Below are 15,206 nucleotides of genomic sequence, written 5' to 3' on the forward strand. Positions count from 1 at the left end.
CGTCGGTGTCATCTCAGATCACGGTCACAGCAGCATGCGGCGGATGTCGCTCAGCGCCGCCGCCAGGAAGGCGGTGAAACGCGCGGCATCGGCACCGTTCACGGCACGGTGATCGTAGGAGAGCGACAGCGGCATCATCAGACGCGGCTCGAAGTCGGCGCCGTTCCACACCGGCTTCATCTGCGCCTTGGAGACGCCGAGGATGGCAACTTCCGGGGCGTTGACGATCGGCGTGAAGGCGGTACCGCCAATCGAGCCCAGGCTGGAGATGGTGAAGCAGCCACCGGTCATCTCCTCGCGCTTGAGCTTTTTCGACTGCGCCTTGCCGGCTAGCTCCACACTCTCCTTGGCCAGCTCGATCAGCGACTTCTTGTCGGCATCGCGGATCACCGGCACCATCAGGCCATCGGGCGTGTCGACCGCGATACCGACGTGGACGTAGTTCTTCCACACCATCGTCTCGCCGTCGCTCTTCAGGCTGACGTTGAACTGCGGGTACTTGCGCAGGGCGAAGGCACACGCCTTGATCAGGAACGGCAGCGGCGTGAGCTTGGCGCCCTGAGCCTCGGCTTCGGCCTTCATCGACTTGCGGAAGGCCTCGAGTTCGGTAATGTCCGCCTCGTCGAACTGGGTGACGTGGGGCACGTTGAGCCAGCTGCGGTGCAGGTTGGTGGCACCCATCTTGAGCAGGCGCCCCATCGGCTTCTCTTCCACTTCGCCGAACTGGCTGAAGTCCTGATCCGGCACCGGCGGAATGCCGGCACCACCGGTGGCGGCCGGTGCGGCCGCCCCGGGAGCCTTGGCCTGAGCGGCCATGGCCTGCTTGACGTAGGCGTGCACGTCCTCCTTCAGCACCCGATCCTTGGGGCCGCTCGGCTTCACCAGTCCCAGGTCGACGCCGAGTTCGCGGGCCAGCATGCGTACCGCCGGGCCGGCATGCACCAGCTTGCCATCGCGCGGCTTGTGGGCCGCCATCTGCGCTTCCGGGCTCGGCGTACCGGCCGGGGTCGAAGCCGGCTTGTCGGCCTTGGCCGATGACGGCGCCGCGGCTTTCTGCTCGGCCTTCTTGGCGGCCGGCTTGCTACCGGCCACCTCGATATAGCCGATCAGATCGCCCTCGGAGACGCTGTCCCCTTCCTTGACGGTGAGCTCGATCAGCTTGCCCTTGTAGGGGCTCGGCACATCCATGGAGGCCTTGTCCGACTCCAGGGTGATCAGCGGGTCTTCCTCGCTCACCTCGTCACCGGCGCTGACCGCGATCTCGATGATCGGCACATCGCTGGCGCCGGAGAGATCCGGAACACGAATCTCGCGGCGTTCGGGTTCGCCGCTCACGGCCTCTTCCTCGGCCGGCGCTTCGGCCTGCTCGGCGGGCTCCGCGGTGGTCTCAACGGCGTCGGGCTCGGCCTCTCCCGAGTCATCGCCGCCTTCATCGGCAATCTCCATGGTGCCGATCACGTCGCCTTCGGAGACAGTGTCGCCCTCCTTGACAGTGAGGCTGACCAGCTTGCCGCCGTAGGGACTCGGCACATCCATCGAGGCCTTGTCCGACTCGAGGGTGATCAAGGTGTCCTCTTCCGCCACCTCGTCACCTTCGGCGACCGCCACTTCGATGATTTCGACGCTCTCGGAGCCACCCAGGTCGGGCACCTTGATCTCCACGGTGCGCTTGCCGCCGCTGCTGGCCTTCTTCGCCGCCGGCTTCTCCGCCGTGGCTTGAGATGCCTGCTCGCGCTTGGGTTCGGCTGGCTCGGCCTTCTCTTCACTACCGGCGTCGTCGCTGCCGCCGCCCTCCATCTCGAGCTCGACGATGTCGTCGCCCTCGGAGACGGTGTCGCCCTCCTTCACCAGTACGCGAACGACCTTGCCGCCCTTGGGCGACGGCACGTCCATGCTGGCCTTGTCGGACTCCAGCGTGATCAGGGTGTCTTCGGGCTCGATGACATCCCCTTCGGATACGGCAATTTCGATGATCTCGACGTCTTCGCTGCCGCCGATATCCGGAACTTTTATGATTTCGCTACTCAAGGTCGCGCTCCTTCCAAATCGTGCCTGGAACAGGCGGGCCGTGCCCGCCTTGCCACCGGTCAGCTCGTCAGCGGGTTGGGCTTGTTCGGATCAATGCCGTACTTCTTGATCGCCTCGGCGACGACCTTGCGATCCAGCTCGCCGCGGTCGGCCAACGCCTTGAGTGCGGCTACGGTCACGAAGTTGCGATCGACCTCGAAGAAGTGGCGCAGCTTCTCGCGAGTGTCGGAGCGGCCGTAGCCGTCGGTGCCGAGCACGTGGTAGTCCATCGGCACCCAGGCACGCACCTGGTCAGCGAACAGGCGCATGTAGTCGGTCGAGGCGATGACCGGTCCCTTGCGACCCTCGAGGCAGCGCGTGACGTGCGGCTTGACCGGCTCGTCAGCGGCGTTGAGGAACGCCTCACGCTCGAGCAGCAGGGCCTCGCGACGCAGCTCGTTGAAGCTGGTCACGCTCCATATCTCGGAGCCCACGCCCCACTCTTCGGCCAGCATGCGCGCCGCCGCTTCCACCTCGCGCAGGATGGTGCCGGAGCCAAGCAGCTGCACGTGGCCCTTGTCGCCCTTGTGCTCGCGCAGCAGGTACATGCCCTTGATGATGTCGTCGACCGGAACGTCATCGATTTCGGGGTGCTCGTAGTTCTCGTTCATCACCGTCAGGTAGTAGAAGCAGTTCTCCTTGTCGGCGAACATGCGCTTCAGGCCATCCTGCACGATCACCGCCACCTCATGACCATAGGTGGGGTCGTAGCTGCGACAGTTGGGGATGGTCGCCGCTTGCAGATGGCTGTGCCCGTCCTGGTGCTGGAGACCTTCGCCATTGAGCGTGGTACGCCCGGCGGTACCGCCCACCAGGAAGCCGCGCGCCTGCAGGTCGCCGGCGGCCCAGGCCAGGTCGCCGATGCGCTGGAAGCCGAACATCGAGTAGTAGATGTAGAACGGCAGCAGCGGCAGGTTGTGGTTGCTGTAGGAAGTGGCAGCGGCGATCCACGCCGACATCGCCCCGGCTTCGGTGATGCCCTCCTCAAGGATCTGGCCCTTCTTGTCCTCGCGGTAGAACATGATCTGGCCCTTGTCGACGGGCTCGTACTTCTGGCCTTCGGAGGTGTAGATGCCGAGCTGGCGGAACATCCCCTCCATGCCGAAGGTACGCGCCTCGTCGGGCACGATCGGCACCACCTGCTGGCCGATCTTCTTGTCCTTCACCAGGCCGTTGAGGATCCTCACGAAGGACATGGTGGTGGAGACCTCACGCCCCTTCGAACCGGCCAGCTGGGTGGCGAAGGTCTTGTCCTCGAGCGACGGGATCGTCAGCGCCTCGAAGTCGTTGCGACGCTGGGGCAAGTAGCCACCCAGACGCTCGCGCTGCAGGTGCATGTACCTGAGCTCGGGCGAATCGTCTTCCGGCTTGTAGTACGGCACCTCCTTGAGCTGCTCGTCGGTCAGCGGAATACCGAAGCGGTCGCGGAATTTCTTCAGCGCCTCGTACTCCATGGTCTTGACCTGGTGGGCTTCCATGGAAGCCTCGCCCTCGCCGCTGCCCATGCCGTAGCCCTTGACGGTATGCGCCAGGATCACGGTGGGACGGCCATTGGCGTTGTTCACCGCCTCGTGGTAGGCCGCGTAGACCTTGAACGGGTCGTGACCGCCGCGGTTGAGGCGCCAGATGTCCTCATCGGACATGTCCTTGACCATCTCCGCGGTTTCCGGGTACTTGCCGAAGAAGTGCTCGCGGGTGTAGCCGCCGTCGATGGCCTTGTAGTTCTGGTACTCGCCGTCGACCGCCTCGTCCATGCGCTTCTGCAGGATGCCCTTCTTGTCCTTCTCGAACAGCGGATCCCACAGCCGGCCCCAGACCACCTTGAGCACGTTCCAGCCGGCACCGCGGAAGACGCCCTCGAGCTCGTCCATGATGCGGCCGTTGCCGCGCACCGGACCGTCGAGGCGCTGCAGGTTGCAGTTAATGACGAAGATCAGGTTGTCGAGCTTCTCGCGGCTGGCCAGGTGGATGGCGCCGAGAGATTCCGGCTCGTCGCACTCGCCGTCGCCCATGAAGCACCAGATCTTGCGATCCTGCATGTCACGCAGCTCGCGGGAGTCGAGGTACTTCATCACGTGGGCTTGGTAGATCGCCTGGATCGGCCCCAGCCCCATGGAGACGGTGGGGAACTGCCAGAAGTCCGGCATCAGCCACGGGTGCGGATAGGAGGAGAGACCGTCGCCATCGACTTCCTGGCGATACTTGTCCATCTGCGCCTCGGTGAGACGCCCCTCCAGGTAGGCACGGGCATAGACGCCCGGCGCCACGTGGCCCTGGATGTAGACCAGGTCGCCTTCGAAGTCGCCGCTAGGTGCACGGAAGAAGTGGTTGAAACCCACGTCGTAGAGCGTGGCCGCCGACATGAAGCTGGCAATATGTCCACCCAGCCCCGGGTTGGCGCGGTTGTTGCGAATGACCTGGGCGATGGCGTTGTAGCGAATCAGCGAGCGGATGCGCCGCTCCATGAAGAGGTCACCCGGCATCGGGGCTTCGCGATGGACCGGAATGGTGTTGCGATGCGGCGTCGTCACCGAGAAGGGTGCCTGCATGCCGTCTCGGCGCAGCCGGTTGGCCAGGCTCGACAGCAGGAACCGGGCGCGTTCCTCGCCCTCACGATCCAGGACCGATTCCAGGGAATCCAACCATTCCGTGGTTTCGACCGGATCGAAATCTTCTCTTGCCTCCAGACTCATAGACGTCTCTCCGAGTGACAATGTGATGTCAGGTGACCCAAGCGGATGGGCGCTGGGGTGTGTCGCACTACTTACTGACGATCAGGGGAATGTCAGGCCGCGACGCGGCTGTTGTAGTCATTTTACACAAGCACATACAACGAATGGCGTAGAACATACCCTAAAGTGGTTCCCCTGCCAATCGGAACGGAATGGAATTTTTTTCCATATTCCGAATATTGCATTGCAACACAATCTCTTACGAAACTTTCTCTGCCCGAGGCGTAAATACCAAGGCTTGTAATAAAACTACCGTATGATTGCCCCTCAGGCTCCTTGATCACCCCCCGGAAAGGTTGCCCAACGCCTTGAGACGCTGGCGAAAGTAAGCCCAGTCGAAGGCCGGCCCCGGATCGCTCTTGCGCAACGGCGCCACTCTGGCATGACTGGTGATACGGCCCGGCCCGAAGGCCGGGTAACTCGCCATCAGCGTCCGGATCGACATGGCAAGTGCCATGTACTGACTGTCACGATAGGCATGGATCTCGTCCCCTTCCAGTTCGATACCCACGGTGAAATCGTTGAGCGCACGCCTTGGGCGTCCCTGGTCGATCCAGCAGGAACGTCCGGCGTGCCAGGCGCGACGGCCGAAGGGAACGAACTGCACGCATTCCCCATCGCGGCGAATCAGCAGGTGGGCGGAAACCTTGAGATCGGCGATACCACCGAAATAAGGGTGTGCTGCAGGATCCAGTGTATTTGTGAATAGACGCTCGATATGCTCGCCGCCGAACTCCCCGGGCGGCAGGCTGATGGAGTGCAGCACCACGGCCGAGACTTCCCCTTCGGGCCGCATATCCTGATTGGGCGAGGGCATGCGCCGGGCGCCCTCTAGCCAGCCTTCCTCGATTCTCATCAAGCTCCCCTGACGTGGCGGACATGGATTCCCTATAATGACGGTCCCGACGCTCCATGAACATGAAAAGGCCCGCCATGCACTATCAGGACGCCCTAGTCGAAGCGATTCGCGAAGCCGCCGCTCACCTGCTGGCCGAAGACGTGGGCCCCGCCGACATTACTGCGCAGCTGATCCCCGAATCGCAGTGGGCGAAGGCCCGGGTCATCACTCGCGAGCCGGCCATTCTGTGCGGCGTGGCCTGGGTCGAGGAGATTTATCGCCGCCTCGCCCCCACCATCAAGATTCGCTGGAGTGCCGCCGATGGCGACCGGCTCGAAGCCGGCCAGTGCTTCCTCGAGATCGAGGGGCCCGCCCGTCGGGTGCTGACCGGTGAGCGAGCGGCCCTCAACCTGTTGCAGACGCTCTCCGCCACCGCCACCCGCACTCGTCGCTACGTCGATCTGCTCGAAGGCACCGGCGTACGCCTGCTCGACACCCGCAAGACCCTGCCGGGCCTGCGCCTGGCACAGAAGTACGCCGTGACCTGCGGCGGCGGGCACAACCACCGTATCGGGCTGTACGACGCCTTCCTGATCAAGGAGAACCATATCGCTGCCTGTGGCGGTATTGCTGCCGCCATCAAGGAAGCACGCAGCATCGCCCGCGATCTGCCGGTGGAGATAGAGGTGGAGAATTTCGATGAGCTGGAGCAGGCGCTGACGGCCGGGGCCGACATCGTCATGCTCGACAACTTCACGCTGGACGACATGCGAGAGGCCGTGAAGCGCACTGCGGGCCGGGCAACCCTGGAAGCCTCCGGCAACGTCGACGAAACCACCCTGCGCCAGATCGCCGAGACCGGCGTCGACTGCATCTCCAGCGGCGCCCTGACCAAGGACGTCAAGGCGATCGACCTGTCGATGCGTATCGTCGAGCTGCGCGACGCTTAAGTCTCGATTGCCGAGAGCCACTTCTCCAACCGCTGGCGCTCGAGCCGGACCCCTTCACGGGTCACCCACTCGATGCCAAGGTCGCGCCAGCCGCGGTGCTGCAGGCTCTCGGCCAGCATGCGGCTGGCATCAATGGTGACATGACCATGCCCATGTTCCAGCAGCAGGCGTTCGGCATGCAGCAGCAGCGTCGAGCCGATGCCGCGCCGAGCCAGTGACGGCCACACATACAGGGTGTGGATATGGCCAGCGGAAACGTCGAGCTCCAGGAACCCAACGCAGCGCCCGTCGCAGGTCGCCACCAGCGTGGTGTAGAGGGCCTGACGCGCCGCCCAGACGCTGGCTTCACGAGGCATCGTTGCGGCCCATGCCTCGCGTTCTTCCACACTGTATTGAGCGGCAGCGCCCTGCATCACGGCGTGATGGAAGACCTCGGCCTGGTCGGCACCGTCCCGCGCCTTGGCCTGGCGGTAGTAGATCCGCGGCGAGCGGGACGCCGGGCTCGGCGAGTCGTTCGGGGTCGTCGTTTCCATCATCTACTCATGTCTCACATGGCTGTCACGGCAAGCAGAGTACACAAGCTCGCCGCTGGGGCCAATGGTAGGCATAATCCCGCTCATGACCAACCCACCTCTCTCCATGGAAAGCTACTCGATGCAGCCCGTCGGCTACATCGAAAGCGATTTTCCCGACAAGTTCGGCGTACCGCGCCAACCCGGACTGGCCCCTGCCGCCCGCGCGGAGCTGACGCTCGTCCCTCCCTACGACAAGCCGCTGGCAGTACGCGGGCTCGAGGCCTTTAGCCACCTCTGGCTGACCTTCGTTTTCCATCAAAGCCCCACGCGCTGGACACCACTGGTGCGCCCTCCCCGGCTCGGCGGCAATGCCAGGATCGGCGTGTTCTCCAGTCGCAGTACCCACCGCCCCAACCGGTTGGGGCTGTCGCTGATAGAGCTCATCGAAGTCGACACGAGTCGCGGCGTACGGCTGATACTGGGAGGCTGTGATCTGGTCAGCGGAACACCGGTACTGGACATCAAGCCCTACTTGCCCTGGGCGGAGGCTCGCTCCGAGGCCCGGGCCGGCTTTGCCCCGGAAGCGCCAGCGGAGCTGCCGGTACGCTTCATGCCTGCTGCCGAGGCGGCCCTGATGCAGCGTGACGATGCTGCCTCGCTGCGTGAGCTGATCTGCCAGGTGCTGGCCCAGGACCCTCGCCCCGCCTACCGCAAGGGCGCCGAAGAACGGCTTTACGGGGTGCGCCTGCGCGACGTCGACGTACGCTTTCGCAGCCTGGACGATGACGGCGCAGCGGTCATGGAAGTGGTGGAAATCGTGCTGGCTTGATGTCACAACGACGAAGGGCCCCGCAGGGCCCTTCGCAAGTGACAAGCGCGTGGGTAACGATCAGGCGAACTCGACGCCGATGCGACGCCCCACCTCTTCGTAAGCCTCGATCACGCCACCGAGGCCCTGACGGAAACGGTCCTTGTCCATCTTGTCGCGGGTCTTGGCATCCCACAGACGGCAGCCGTCCGGGGAGAACTCGTCGCCCAGCACGATCTTGCCCTTGAACAGGCCGAACTCCAGCTTGTAGTCCACCAGCAGCAGGTCGCCATCGGCAAACAGCTGCTTGAGCACCGCGTTGACCTTGAAGGTCAGCGCCTTCATCTCGGCGAGCTGCTCCGGCGTGGCCCAGCCGAAGGTCTCGGCCAGCGACTCGTTGATCATGGGGTCGTGAAGGGCATCGTTCTTGAGGAACAGCTCGAAGGTGGGCGGATTGAGTTCGCTCCCCTCCTCGACCCCAAGACGCTTGACCAGACCACCGGCGGCGATGTTGCGCACTACGCACTCCACCGGGATCATGTCGAGCTTCTTGACCAGGCTTTCGGTCGCCGAGAGGCGCTTGTCGAAGTGGGTGGGAATCCCAGCTTCGGCCAGCTTCTCCATGATGAAGGCATTGAAGCAATTGTTGACCATGCCCTTGCGAGCCAACGACTCCATGCGCTCGCCGTCGAAGGCGCTGGTATCGTCACGAAAGTGCAGCACGAGCAGGTCGGGGTCGTCGGTGGCATAGACCGACTTGGCCTTGCCGGCGTAGAGTTCTTGGCGCTTTTCCATGGGGCCTCCAGAAAGGATGAACGCATGACCATAGGGTGAGAATTCAGCGAATCGCCTGCCAATGCAGCCCGTCGTCCTGGGCGGCGATGGTCAGGCGCGAGGCGTCGCCATCCAGCAGCGGCGTCAAGGCCTCGAGCGCGAGCTCGGGGCGATTATTGTGCTCGGAAAGATGCGAGCAGACGATCGTCTGCAGCCGATCGAGCCCCAGACGCTCGAGCAGCGCAGCCGCCTGGGCGTTGGCCAGATGGCCCCAGTTGCCGCCGACACGACGCTTGAGGCGGGGGGGATAGGGCCCGACCTCGAGCAAGTGACGGTCGTGATTGCACTCGAGAATGAGCGCATCACAGCCGCGAAAGGCTGCAATGACGTGATCGGTAGGATGCCCCAGGTCGGTCAGCACACCCAGGTGGCAGCCGTGGGACTGAAAGCGAAACTGGACCGGCTCGCGGGCATCGTGGGGCACCGTGACCGGGTCGACCACCAAGCTCTTCACGGCGAAGCGCGCCTGTGGCGTGATCCAGTGGTGCTGCGGCACCTCACCGAGACGCCCGGAGAGCCAGGTGCCCGGCGTAAGGTAGACCGGCACCCCATGGCGCCGCGCCAGGGGACCCACCCCCCGCAGGTGATCGCTATGCTCATGGGTGACCAGCACGGCATCGAGCTGGCGCGGGTGCACACCAAGACGCGCCAGTCGACGCTCGGTCTCGCGCAGGCCGAAGCCGCAATCCACCAGCACCGAGGTCTCGCCGTCGCTGACCAGGGTGGCATTGCCCTTGCTGCCACTGCCAAGGGAGGCGAAGCAAAGCTTGCCTTCCACTGACAGCGGCTCATCGAGCTGCGGCATCAGCGCAACAGGCCTGCCACGCGTTCGAGCAGTTCGCGGGCGTCCTCGTTCTCGAAGGACCGCTCACTCTCGTTGACCGCACGCAGCGTGGTACGCTCCGCGCCTTCGGACTCCAGCACCAGGCGTACCGCTTGGGGCATCTGCCGCACATCAGGGCTCAGGGCGATCTGCAGGAAGCCGCGGCCACGCTCGGATAGCGTCATGTAGTTGACCAGGAAGTCATGCTGCTGAGGGTTCTGCTCGAGCAATTCGCGGCGCCCCTCCACGGCGAAATCGGCTTCCAACTGGTGGCTCAGCTCGGCCCAGACACGGTCGATATCGAGGGGGATGCGCACCACCCACTCGCCGCTGGCCAGCTGATCGAAGCTCAGGCGATCTTCGGTGGCGAGCTGCTGCCCGGCCAATGACGCAGCGCTGGCAGTGGCGGTACGGGCACTGAAGTGCTGCTCCAGCGCATCGAGACAGGCCACCACCGCACTCCCGTGCTGCTCGCAGCGCACCTCGCTGTCACCGGCGCGCAGCCCTTGGCGCACGCTCAGCCGGCCCTGGGCCGTTTCCAATACGCCCCGTGCATCGTCGCTGGCCTGCACCTGCAGCCCACGAGCACGAGCGAAGTCCTGCAGCTGAGGCCACACCATACCGGGATCGGCGGCGACCACCAGCCAGCGCTCGCTGCCAATCTCACGCCGTTCGACGAAGTCCCGCTCCGCCGCCCCGCCCGCTGCCATGCGCGTTGGGCTCGGTGCACGGAAGCGCTCGCTGCCGCTGCGCAGGGTACCCTGAGCCTCGGGCACCGGCATGATATCCCGGTAGCGCTGAGTGTTGCGGCCCTCGGGCAGCACCAGGGGCGCACTGCGCTCAGCTTCCACATAATCGATGTTGCGATCGTCATAAAAGCCTTCGCGGGCACAGCCGGCGGTGGCCAGGGCAGCCAGAGCCACCAGCGGCATCCATTTCAGCGCACAATTCATGCATTCACCTTGCAGTCAGGTTCTCGGGGCGGCGGGGATTCCCACACACCTCAATCGTCGATTACACCGGCCAGTTGCAGCGCCTCGTCTACCGTGGCGTGGTACTTGCTGGACAGCCAGGTGAGCGGCAGGCGGATACCCTGGTCGATCATGCCCATGCGGTGCAGCGCCCACTTGACCGGGATCGGGTTGGACTCGATGCCGAGGTTGGTATGCAGCGGCATGAGGCGAGTATTGATCTGGTGTGCCCGGTCGGCGTCACCCGCGACGGCTGCCGCGCACAGCTCGTGCATGGCCTTAGGAGCCACGTTGGCCGTGACCGAGATATCGCCGTGGCCGCCCATCAGCATGAACTCACAGGCGGTGCCGTCATCTCCGGAATAGAGCATGAAGCCGCTGCCCTTGAGCCGTGCGATCAGATCCTCGGCGCGCTCGAGGTTGCCGGTGGCATCCTTGAGCCCGATGATGTTGTCGACCTCGGCCAGGCGCATCACCGTCTCGTTGTAGAGGTCGGAGCAGGTACGGCCAGGCACGTTGTAGAGGATGACCGGCAGGCGGCTGCCTTCGGCCACCGCCTTGAAGTGGCGGTAGAGCCCTTCCTGGGTGGGCTTGTTGTAATAGGGGCACACCGAGAGGCAATAGTCGGCGCCGACCTCACTGGCATAGCGGGCCAGCTCCACGGCTTCGGAGGTGGCGTTGGCCCCGGTGCCGGCGATCACCGGGATACGACCGTCGACCTCTTCCACCACGGCGCGAATCACGTCGAAGTGCTCGGCAAACGACATGGTGGTGGGCTCACCGGTGGTGCCGGCCGCCACGATACCGTCGGTACCGTTCTCCAGATGGAAGTTCACCAAGCGGCGCAACGCCTCCCAGTCGATATCGCCATTGGCCTTCATCGGCGTCGCCAGGGCGACGATACTGCCAGTGATCATCCTCTCGTTCCTCTCCGCAAATCCGCTCATGCCGCACTCGGGTGTCCCGCTCAGGACCACGAGCAAAGGGTAAATGGTACTCAGGCCGCACAGGCCTGTACAGCACGGCCAACAGCTCTTTGACAGCACGCGCCGTGCTGCATGTAATAATGCGCATTCCACCCAGCCAGAGGAGACACCCATGACCCTTGCCATCGGCCAGCCCGTGCCCGACTTCACCGCCACCGCCACCGGCGACACCACGGTCTCTCTCGCCGACCTCAAGGGGCGCCAGGTAGTCGTGTTCTTCTACCCCAAGGCCAGCACCCCCGGCTGTACCACCGAAGGCGGCGACTTCCGTGACCGCAAAGCAGACTTCGATACTGTCGACACCGTCATCCTCGGCGTTTCACGCGATGGCATTCGTGCTCAGGAGAACTTCAAGGCCAAGCAGGCCTTCAATTTCGAGCTGATTTCCGACAAGGACGAGGAAGTCTGCAAGCTGTTCGACGTGATCAAGCTGAAAAAGTTGTATGGCAAGGAACATCTCGGCATCGAGCGCAGCACCTTTCTGATCGATGCCGAGGGCAAGCTTGCTCGTGAGTGGCGCGGCGTCAAGGTCAAGGGCCATGCCCAGGAAGTGCTGGAAGCCGCCCAGGCCCTGCACGCCGAGGGATAGCCCATGCGGCCGAGCCGTCGCGACGGCTTGGCCGGTTCAATGGTCCGCCGACTCCGCGGCTCGCGCCTCCTCTGCCTGGTGCTGCTTGATCCCCCTTGGCCAGGCATAGACCAGTGCCTTGAGCAGCGTCGCCAGGGGAATGGCAAAGAAGATGCCCCAGAAGCCCCACACGCCGCCAAAGAACAGCACCGCCACGATGATCGATACCGGATGCAGGTTGACCGCCTCGGAAAAGAGGATAGGCACCAGCACATTGCCGTCCAGCGCCTGGATCACGCCGTAGGCAATCAGCACGTAGAGAAACTGCTCGCTCATGCCGAAATGGAAGCCCGCCACGGCGGCCACCGGCAGGGTGGCCACGGCGGCGCCAATGTAGGGCACCAGCACCGAGAAGCCCACCAGCACCGCGAGCAGGGCCGCATAAGGCAAGCCGAAAAAGGCAAAGGTGAAGAACGACACCGTGCCGACGATGATGATCTCGACGAACTTGCCACGGACGTAGTTGGCAATCTGGGTATCCATCTCCTGCCAGATGCGGGTCATCAGCGAGCGCTGCTGGGGCAGCAGCGACAACGTGAATTCAACCAGCTGCTCGCGATCCTTGAGCAGGAAGAAGACCAGGATCGGCACCAGTACCAGATAGATGATCAGGGCCAGGACATTGCCCAGCGAGGCCAGCGACATCGTCAGGGCACGCTGGCCGAACTGGGTCAGTTCACGGCCCGCCACGGCGATCCACTCCTGCACCTGGTCAGGCGTCACCAGGTTGGGGTAGCGCTCCTGAACGTCATCCAGCCAGCGCTGGCCACTGGCCACGATGCGCGGTGTTTCCTGCACCAGCCCCACGAGCTGATTCCATATCAGTGGCATCAGGATGAAAGCCAGCGCCAGCAATACCCCGATAAAGCCCAGGAATACCAGCGTCACGGCCAGCAGGTGCGGCACACCGCGGCGCGTCAGAGCGTTGACCCCCCCTTGCAGCAGAAAGGCGATCACCAACGCAGTGAGGAACGGCGCCAGCATCCGGCCGAAGAGAATCACCACGGCGAAGCCAAGCACCAGCAGCACCAGCAGGATGACTGCCTCTTCATCGGAGAAGTAGTGCTCGACCCAACTCTTGAAGACCTCGCGCAGGGTCATGAAGTGGAGTCCTCGCCCTTGCGCAGCCAGTAATGATAAACCTCGCCCCGCTCCTCGCGTGCCATCAGCTCGTGAATGCTGTGAGCAGCAAAGGTCTCGAAATCACGCCAGGAGCCAGCGTCGGTTGCCCTGATCTCCAGCACCTGGCCCGCTTTCAGTCGAGCCAGTGACTGCTTTGCCTTGAGCAGGGGAAGCGGGCAGGGAAGGCCGCAGGCATCGAGTACGTCGTCAGGTTGCACAGCCATGTCGTCTCCCGGAAAAATACCAATTCGCTTGCCGCATGCGACAGATGCCTTGCAGGTAAGCGCAAAACCCTTGAGATTTAAAGGCACTTTGCGGGCCGAATCAATGTCGGATACAAACTGACCATGACTACTGACGAGATTGGCACATGCTGCGCACGACCCGAACCCGCTTGACTGCTGGCGTTGTCGCTCTGGCCCTCGGCTTGGCATTGACCATGCCCGGCCCGGCTAACGCTTCGGACGATTACGGGCTACCCAGTCTCACCGGCTCAAGCCAGGCGATGACCGGCGAAGAGTTCCGCCTGGGTCGCGCCTGGCTGCGCCAGTTCCAGGCTCGCGCGCCCATCTGGCAGGACCCCATCGCTCAGGACTACGTGGAGACGATGTTGGCACGCCTGGTGCCGCACAGCGGCATCTCCGACACGCGTACCGTGGTCGCGCTGGTGGACAGCCGTACGCTAAACGCCTTCGCCGTGCCTGGCGGAGTCATTGGTGTCAATGCGGGCCTGTTCGCCTTCGCCGACGAGGAGGATGCGGTCGTCTCTGTGCTGGCCCACGAACTGGGGCACCTCTCCCAGCGCCACTACGCTCGCGGCCAGGCCCGCGCCGAGCAGGCCCAGATACCGGCCATGGCTGCGATGCTGGGCGGCCTGCTGATCGCCGCCAGCGGCGGCGGCGATGCCGGTATCGCTGCTGCCATGGGCTCCCAGGCCGCATTCATTCAGGATCAGTTGGCCTACTCGCGCCGCTTTGAGCAGGAGGCGGATCGACTTGGCCTGCAGACCATGGCCCAGGCCGGCTACGACCCCCAGGCCATGGTCAGGATGTTTCGCGCCATGCAGCGCCAGGTGAGCCTGCAGGGCGGCAACCCGCCGGAGTTCCTGCTCACCCACCCGCTGACCGAGTCACGCATCAGCGATGCCGAAGCCCGCGCTTCGCAGCTGGAGGCCGTTCGCCCCCGCGAGGACGACCCGACGTATGACCTGATACGCGCCCGGGCACTGCTGACAATCCATCAGCGCGACCCCCAACAGGCAGCCACTCGCCTGGCCCAGGACAATGCCCCGACCGTCGCCAAGCGCTACCTGGACGCCCTTATCGCCGCTCATCACGGCCAGATCGACAGCGCGCTGAGCCAGCTCGATAACCTGGCACGGGAGTTGCCCGACCTGGCCATACTGCCGGTGAGCGCCGCTGAGGTCGCCTTCGAAGCCGGCCGTTACGACGACGCCATCGAACGCAGCCGGCGAGTCCTGCGACTGATGCCGGGGCACATGCCGGCCACCTATGTCATGGGCGAGGCCACCTTGCAGCGCGCCCCCAACGAGGCATATCGCATCCTGCGTGATCTTGCCGACAAGCGACCGGAGGATCCCCAAGTCTTCACCCTACTGGCCGAAGCCGCCGGACGCAGCGGCCGCGAGGCCTGGGGGCACCTCGCTCGGGCCGAGCACATGCAGCTCACCGGCGATATCCAACGGGCGATTCGCCAACTCGACGTGGCGCGCGGGGTGGCGGAGCAAAGCGGCGACAGCAATGCCCTGGCGCGTATCGAACAGCGGCGCGAGGACTTTGTGGGGTATCGCGAGACAATGGAAAAATTTAGGTAATGAAAAGGCCCGCGCTGGATGTGAACTGCACCCCGAAAGTTGGACACCCAATCCAACCTTCGGGGTTTTTCTATGAGGAACAAGTACAGCGACGAGTT

The 15,206-nt window shown here is 64.1% G+C and carries 14 protein-coding genes; 4 read left to right on the forward strand and 10 right to left on the reverse strand.

The annotated features are described in order from the left end of the window. Positions 1-24 precede the first annotated feature (24 nt). The 3 genes from aceF to ampD form a co-directional block, all read right to left on the reverse strand. Positions 25-2,028, reverse strand: coding sequence for a pyruvate dehydrogenase complex dihydrolipoyllysine-residue acetyltransferase (gene aceF / locus H1D44_RS17845; protein WP_181516518.1), 2,004 nt, complete (start codon positions 2,026-2,028; stop codon positions 25-27). A gap of 59 nt (positions 2,029-2,087) precedes the next feature. After that, on the reverse strand, positions 2,088-4,760 hold the full coding sequence (gene aceE / locus H1D44_RS17850; protein WP_181516520.1) for a pyruvate dehydrogenase (acetyl-transferring), homodimeric type: 2,673 nt from the start codon (positions 4,758-4,760) through the stop codon (positions 2,088-2,090). 319 nt (positions 4,761-5,079) lie between these two features. Next, positions 5,080-5,655, reverse strand: a complete 576-nt coding sequence (gene ampD / locus H1D44_RS17855; protein ID WP_181516521.1) for a 1,6-anhydro-N-acetylmuramyl-L-alanine amidase AmpD — start codon at positions 5,653-5,655, stop codon at positions 5,080-5,082. Positions 5,656-5,732: 77 nt separating this feature from the next. Here ampD and nadC point away from each other — a divergent pair, with 77 nt between their 5' ends. Continuing rightward, entirely contained in the window at positions 5,733-6,587 is an 855-nt protein-coding gene (gene nadC / locus H1D44_RS17860) for a carboxylating nicotinate-nucleotide diphosphorylase (RefSeq protein WP_181516542.1), read from the forward strand. Here nadC and H1D44_RS17865 read toward each other — a convergent pair. Beyond that, complete coding sequence (locus H1D44_RS17865; protein WP_181516523.1) at positions 6,584-7,120, reverse strand: GNAT family N-acetyltransferase; 537 nt, start codon at positions 7,118-7,120, stop codon at positions 6,584-6,586. The genes nadC and H1D44_RS17865 overlap by 4 nt on opposite strands. 85 nt (positions 7,121-7,205) lie before the next feature. On the opposite strand from H1D44_RS17865, the gene tsaA reads away from it, so the two are divergent. After that, on the forward strand, positions 7,206-7,931 hold the full coding sequence (gene tsaA, locus H1D44_RS17870; RefSeq protein ID WP_181516525.1) for a tRNA (N6-threonylcarbamoyladenosine(37)-N6)-methyltransferase TrmO: 726 nt from the start codon (positions 7,206-7,208) through the stop codon (positions 7,929-7,931). Between the two features lie 60 nt (positions 7,932-7,991). Here tsaA and purC read toward each other — a convergent pair whose 3' ends face one another. The 4 genes from purC to dapA are packed head-to-tail and all read right to left on the reverse strand — an operon-like array spanning position 7,992 to position 11,455. After that, positions 7,992-8,705 (reverse strand): phosphoribosylaminoimidazolesuccinocarboxamide synthase, encoded by a 714-nt coding sequence (purC, locus tag H1D44_RS17875; RefSeq protein ID WP_181516527.1) that lies wholly within the window; start codon positions 8,703-8,705, stop codon positions 7,992-7,994. A 43-nt stretch (positions 8,706-8,748) separates the two neighbouring features. Then, positions 8,749-9,549, reverse strand: coding sequence for an MBL fold metallo-hydrolase (locus H1D44_RS17880; protein ID WP_181516529.1), 801 nt, complete (start codon positions 9,547-9,549; stop codon positions 8,749-8,751). Next, a complete protein-coding gene (locus H1D44_RS17885) occupies positions 9,549-10,520 on the reverse strand; it encodes a lipoprotein, NlpB (protein WP_238984571.1) in 972 nt (323 codons plus the stop codon). The genes H1D44_RS17880 and H1D44_RS17885 overlap by 1 nt, the downstream gene beginning before the upstream one ends. Positions 10,521-10,570: 50 nt before the next feature. After that, positions 10,571-11,455, reverse strand: a complete 885-nt coding sequence (dapA, locus tag H1D44_RS17890) for a 4-hydroxy-tetrahydrodipicolinate synthase (protein ID WP_181516531.1) — start codon at positions 11,453-11,455, stop codon at positions 10,571-10,573. Between the two features lie 181 nt (positions 11,456-11,636). Between dapA and H1D44_RS17895 the strand changes: the two genes are divergently transcribed. Further along, positions 11,637-12,113 (forward strand): peroxiredoxin, encoded by a 477-nt coding sequence (locus tag H1D44_RS17895; RefSeq protein ID WP_181516533.1) that lies wholly within the window; start codon positions 11,637-11,639, stop codon positions 12,111-12,113. A 36-nt stretch (positions 12,114-12,149) separates the two neighbouring features. Here the strand turns inward: H1D44_RS17895 and H1D44_RS17900 are convergent, their stop codons facing one another. Together H1D44_RS17900 and H1D44_RS17905 are read right to left on the reverse strand one after the other, a co-directional pair. Then, entirely contained in the window at positions 12,150-13,253 is a 1,104-nt protein-coding gene (locus H1D44_RS17900) for an AI-2E family transporter (protein ID WP_181516535.1), read from the reverse strand. Further along, the gene (locus tag H1D44_RS17905) at positions 13,250-13,498 is read right to left on the reverse strand and encodes a sulfurtransferase TusA family protein (RefSeq protein WP_181516537.1); all 249 of its coding nucleotides are present in this window, start codon (positions 13,496-13,498) and stop codon (positions 13,250-13,252) included. Before H1D44_RS17905 ends, H1D44_RS17900 begins: the two co-directional genes overlap by 4 nt. Positions 13,499-13,644: 146 nt before the next feature. Here H1D44_RS17905 and H1D44_RS17910 point away from each other — a divergent pair, with 146 nt between their 5' ends. After that, positions 13,645-15,108: a M48 family metalloprotease gene (locus tag H1D44_RS17910; RefSeq protein WP_181516539.1), complete on the forward strand. Its 1,464-nt coding sequence runs from the start codon at positions 13,645-13,647 to the stop codon at positions 15,106-15,108. The last annotated feature ends 98 nt before the right edge of the window (positions 15,109-15,206 follow it).

The organism is Billgrantia kenyensis, assembly GCF_013697085.1.
Taxonomy (GTDB): Bacteria; Pseudomonadota; Gammaproteobacteria; order Pseudomonadales; family Halomonadaceae; genus Halomonas; species Halomonas kenyensis.

What these genes read in the sequence shown, in the direction of transcription:
- aceE (WP_181516520.1), bottom strand. Translation starts at nt 4,760, where the DNA reads ATGAGTCTGGAGGCAAGAGAAGATTTCGATCCGGTCGAAACCACGGAA.
- ampD (WP_181516521.1), bottom strand. Translation starts at nt 5,655, where the DNA reads ATGAGAATCGAGGAAGGCTGGCTAGAGGGCGCCCGGCGCATGCCCTCG.
- nadC (WP_181516542.1), top strand. Translation starts at nt 5,733, where the DNA reads ATGCACTATCAGGACGCCCTAGTCGAAGCGATTCGCGAAGCCGCCGCT.
- H1D44_RS17865 (WP_181516523.1), bottom strand. Translation starts at nt 7,120, where the DNA reads ATGGAAACGACGACCCCGAACGACTCGCCGAGCCCGGCGTCCCGCTCG.
- tsaA (WP_181516525.1), top strand. Translation starts at nt 7,206, where the DNA reads ATGACCAACCCACCTCTCTCCATGGAAAGCTACTCGATGCAGCCCGTC.
- purC (WP_181516527.1), bottom strand. Translation starts at nt 8,705, where the DNA reads ATGGAAAAGCGCCAAGAACTCTACGCCGGCAAGGCCAAGTCGGTCTAT.
- H1D44_RS17880 (WP_181516529.1), bottom strand. Translation starts at nt 9,549, where the DNA reads ATGCCGCAGCTCGATGAGCCGCTGTCAGTGGAAGGCAAGCTTTGCTTC.
- H1D44_RS17885 (WP_238984571.1), bottom strand. Translation starts at nt 10,520, where the DNA reads ATGAATTGTGCGCTGAAATGGATGCCGCTGGTGGCTCTGGCTGCCCTG.
- dapA (WP_181516531.1), bottom strand. Translation starts at nt 11,455, where the DNA reads ATGATCACTGGCAGTATCGTCGCCCTGGCGACGCCGATGAAGGCCAAT.
- H1D44_RS17895 (WP_181516533.1), top strand. Translation starts at nt 11,637, where the DNA reads ATGACCCTTGCCATCGGCCAGCCCGTGCCCGACTTCACCGCCACCGCC.
- H1D44_RS17900 (WP_181516535.1), bottom strand. Translation starts at nt 13,253, where the DNA reads ATGACCCTGCGCGAGGTCTTCAAGAGTTGGGTCGAGCACTACTTCTCC.
- H1D44_RS17905 (WP_181516537.1), bottom strand. Translation starts at nt 13,498, where the DNA reads ATGGCTGTGCAACCTGACGACGTACTCGATGCCTGCGGCCTTCCCTGC.
- H1D44_RS17910 (WP_181516539.1), top strand. Translation starts at nt 13,645, where the DNA reads ATGCTGCGCACGACCCGAACCCGCTTGACTGCTGGCGTTGTCGCTCTG.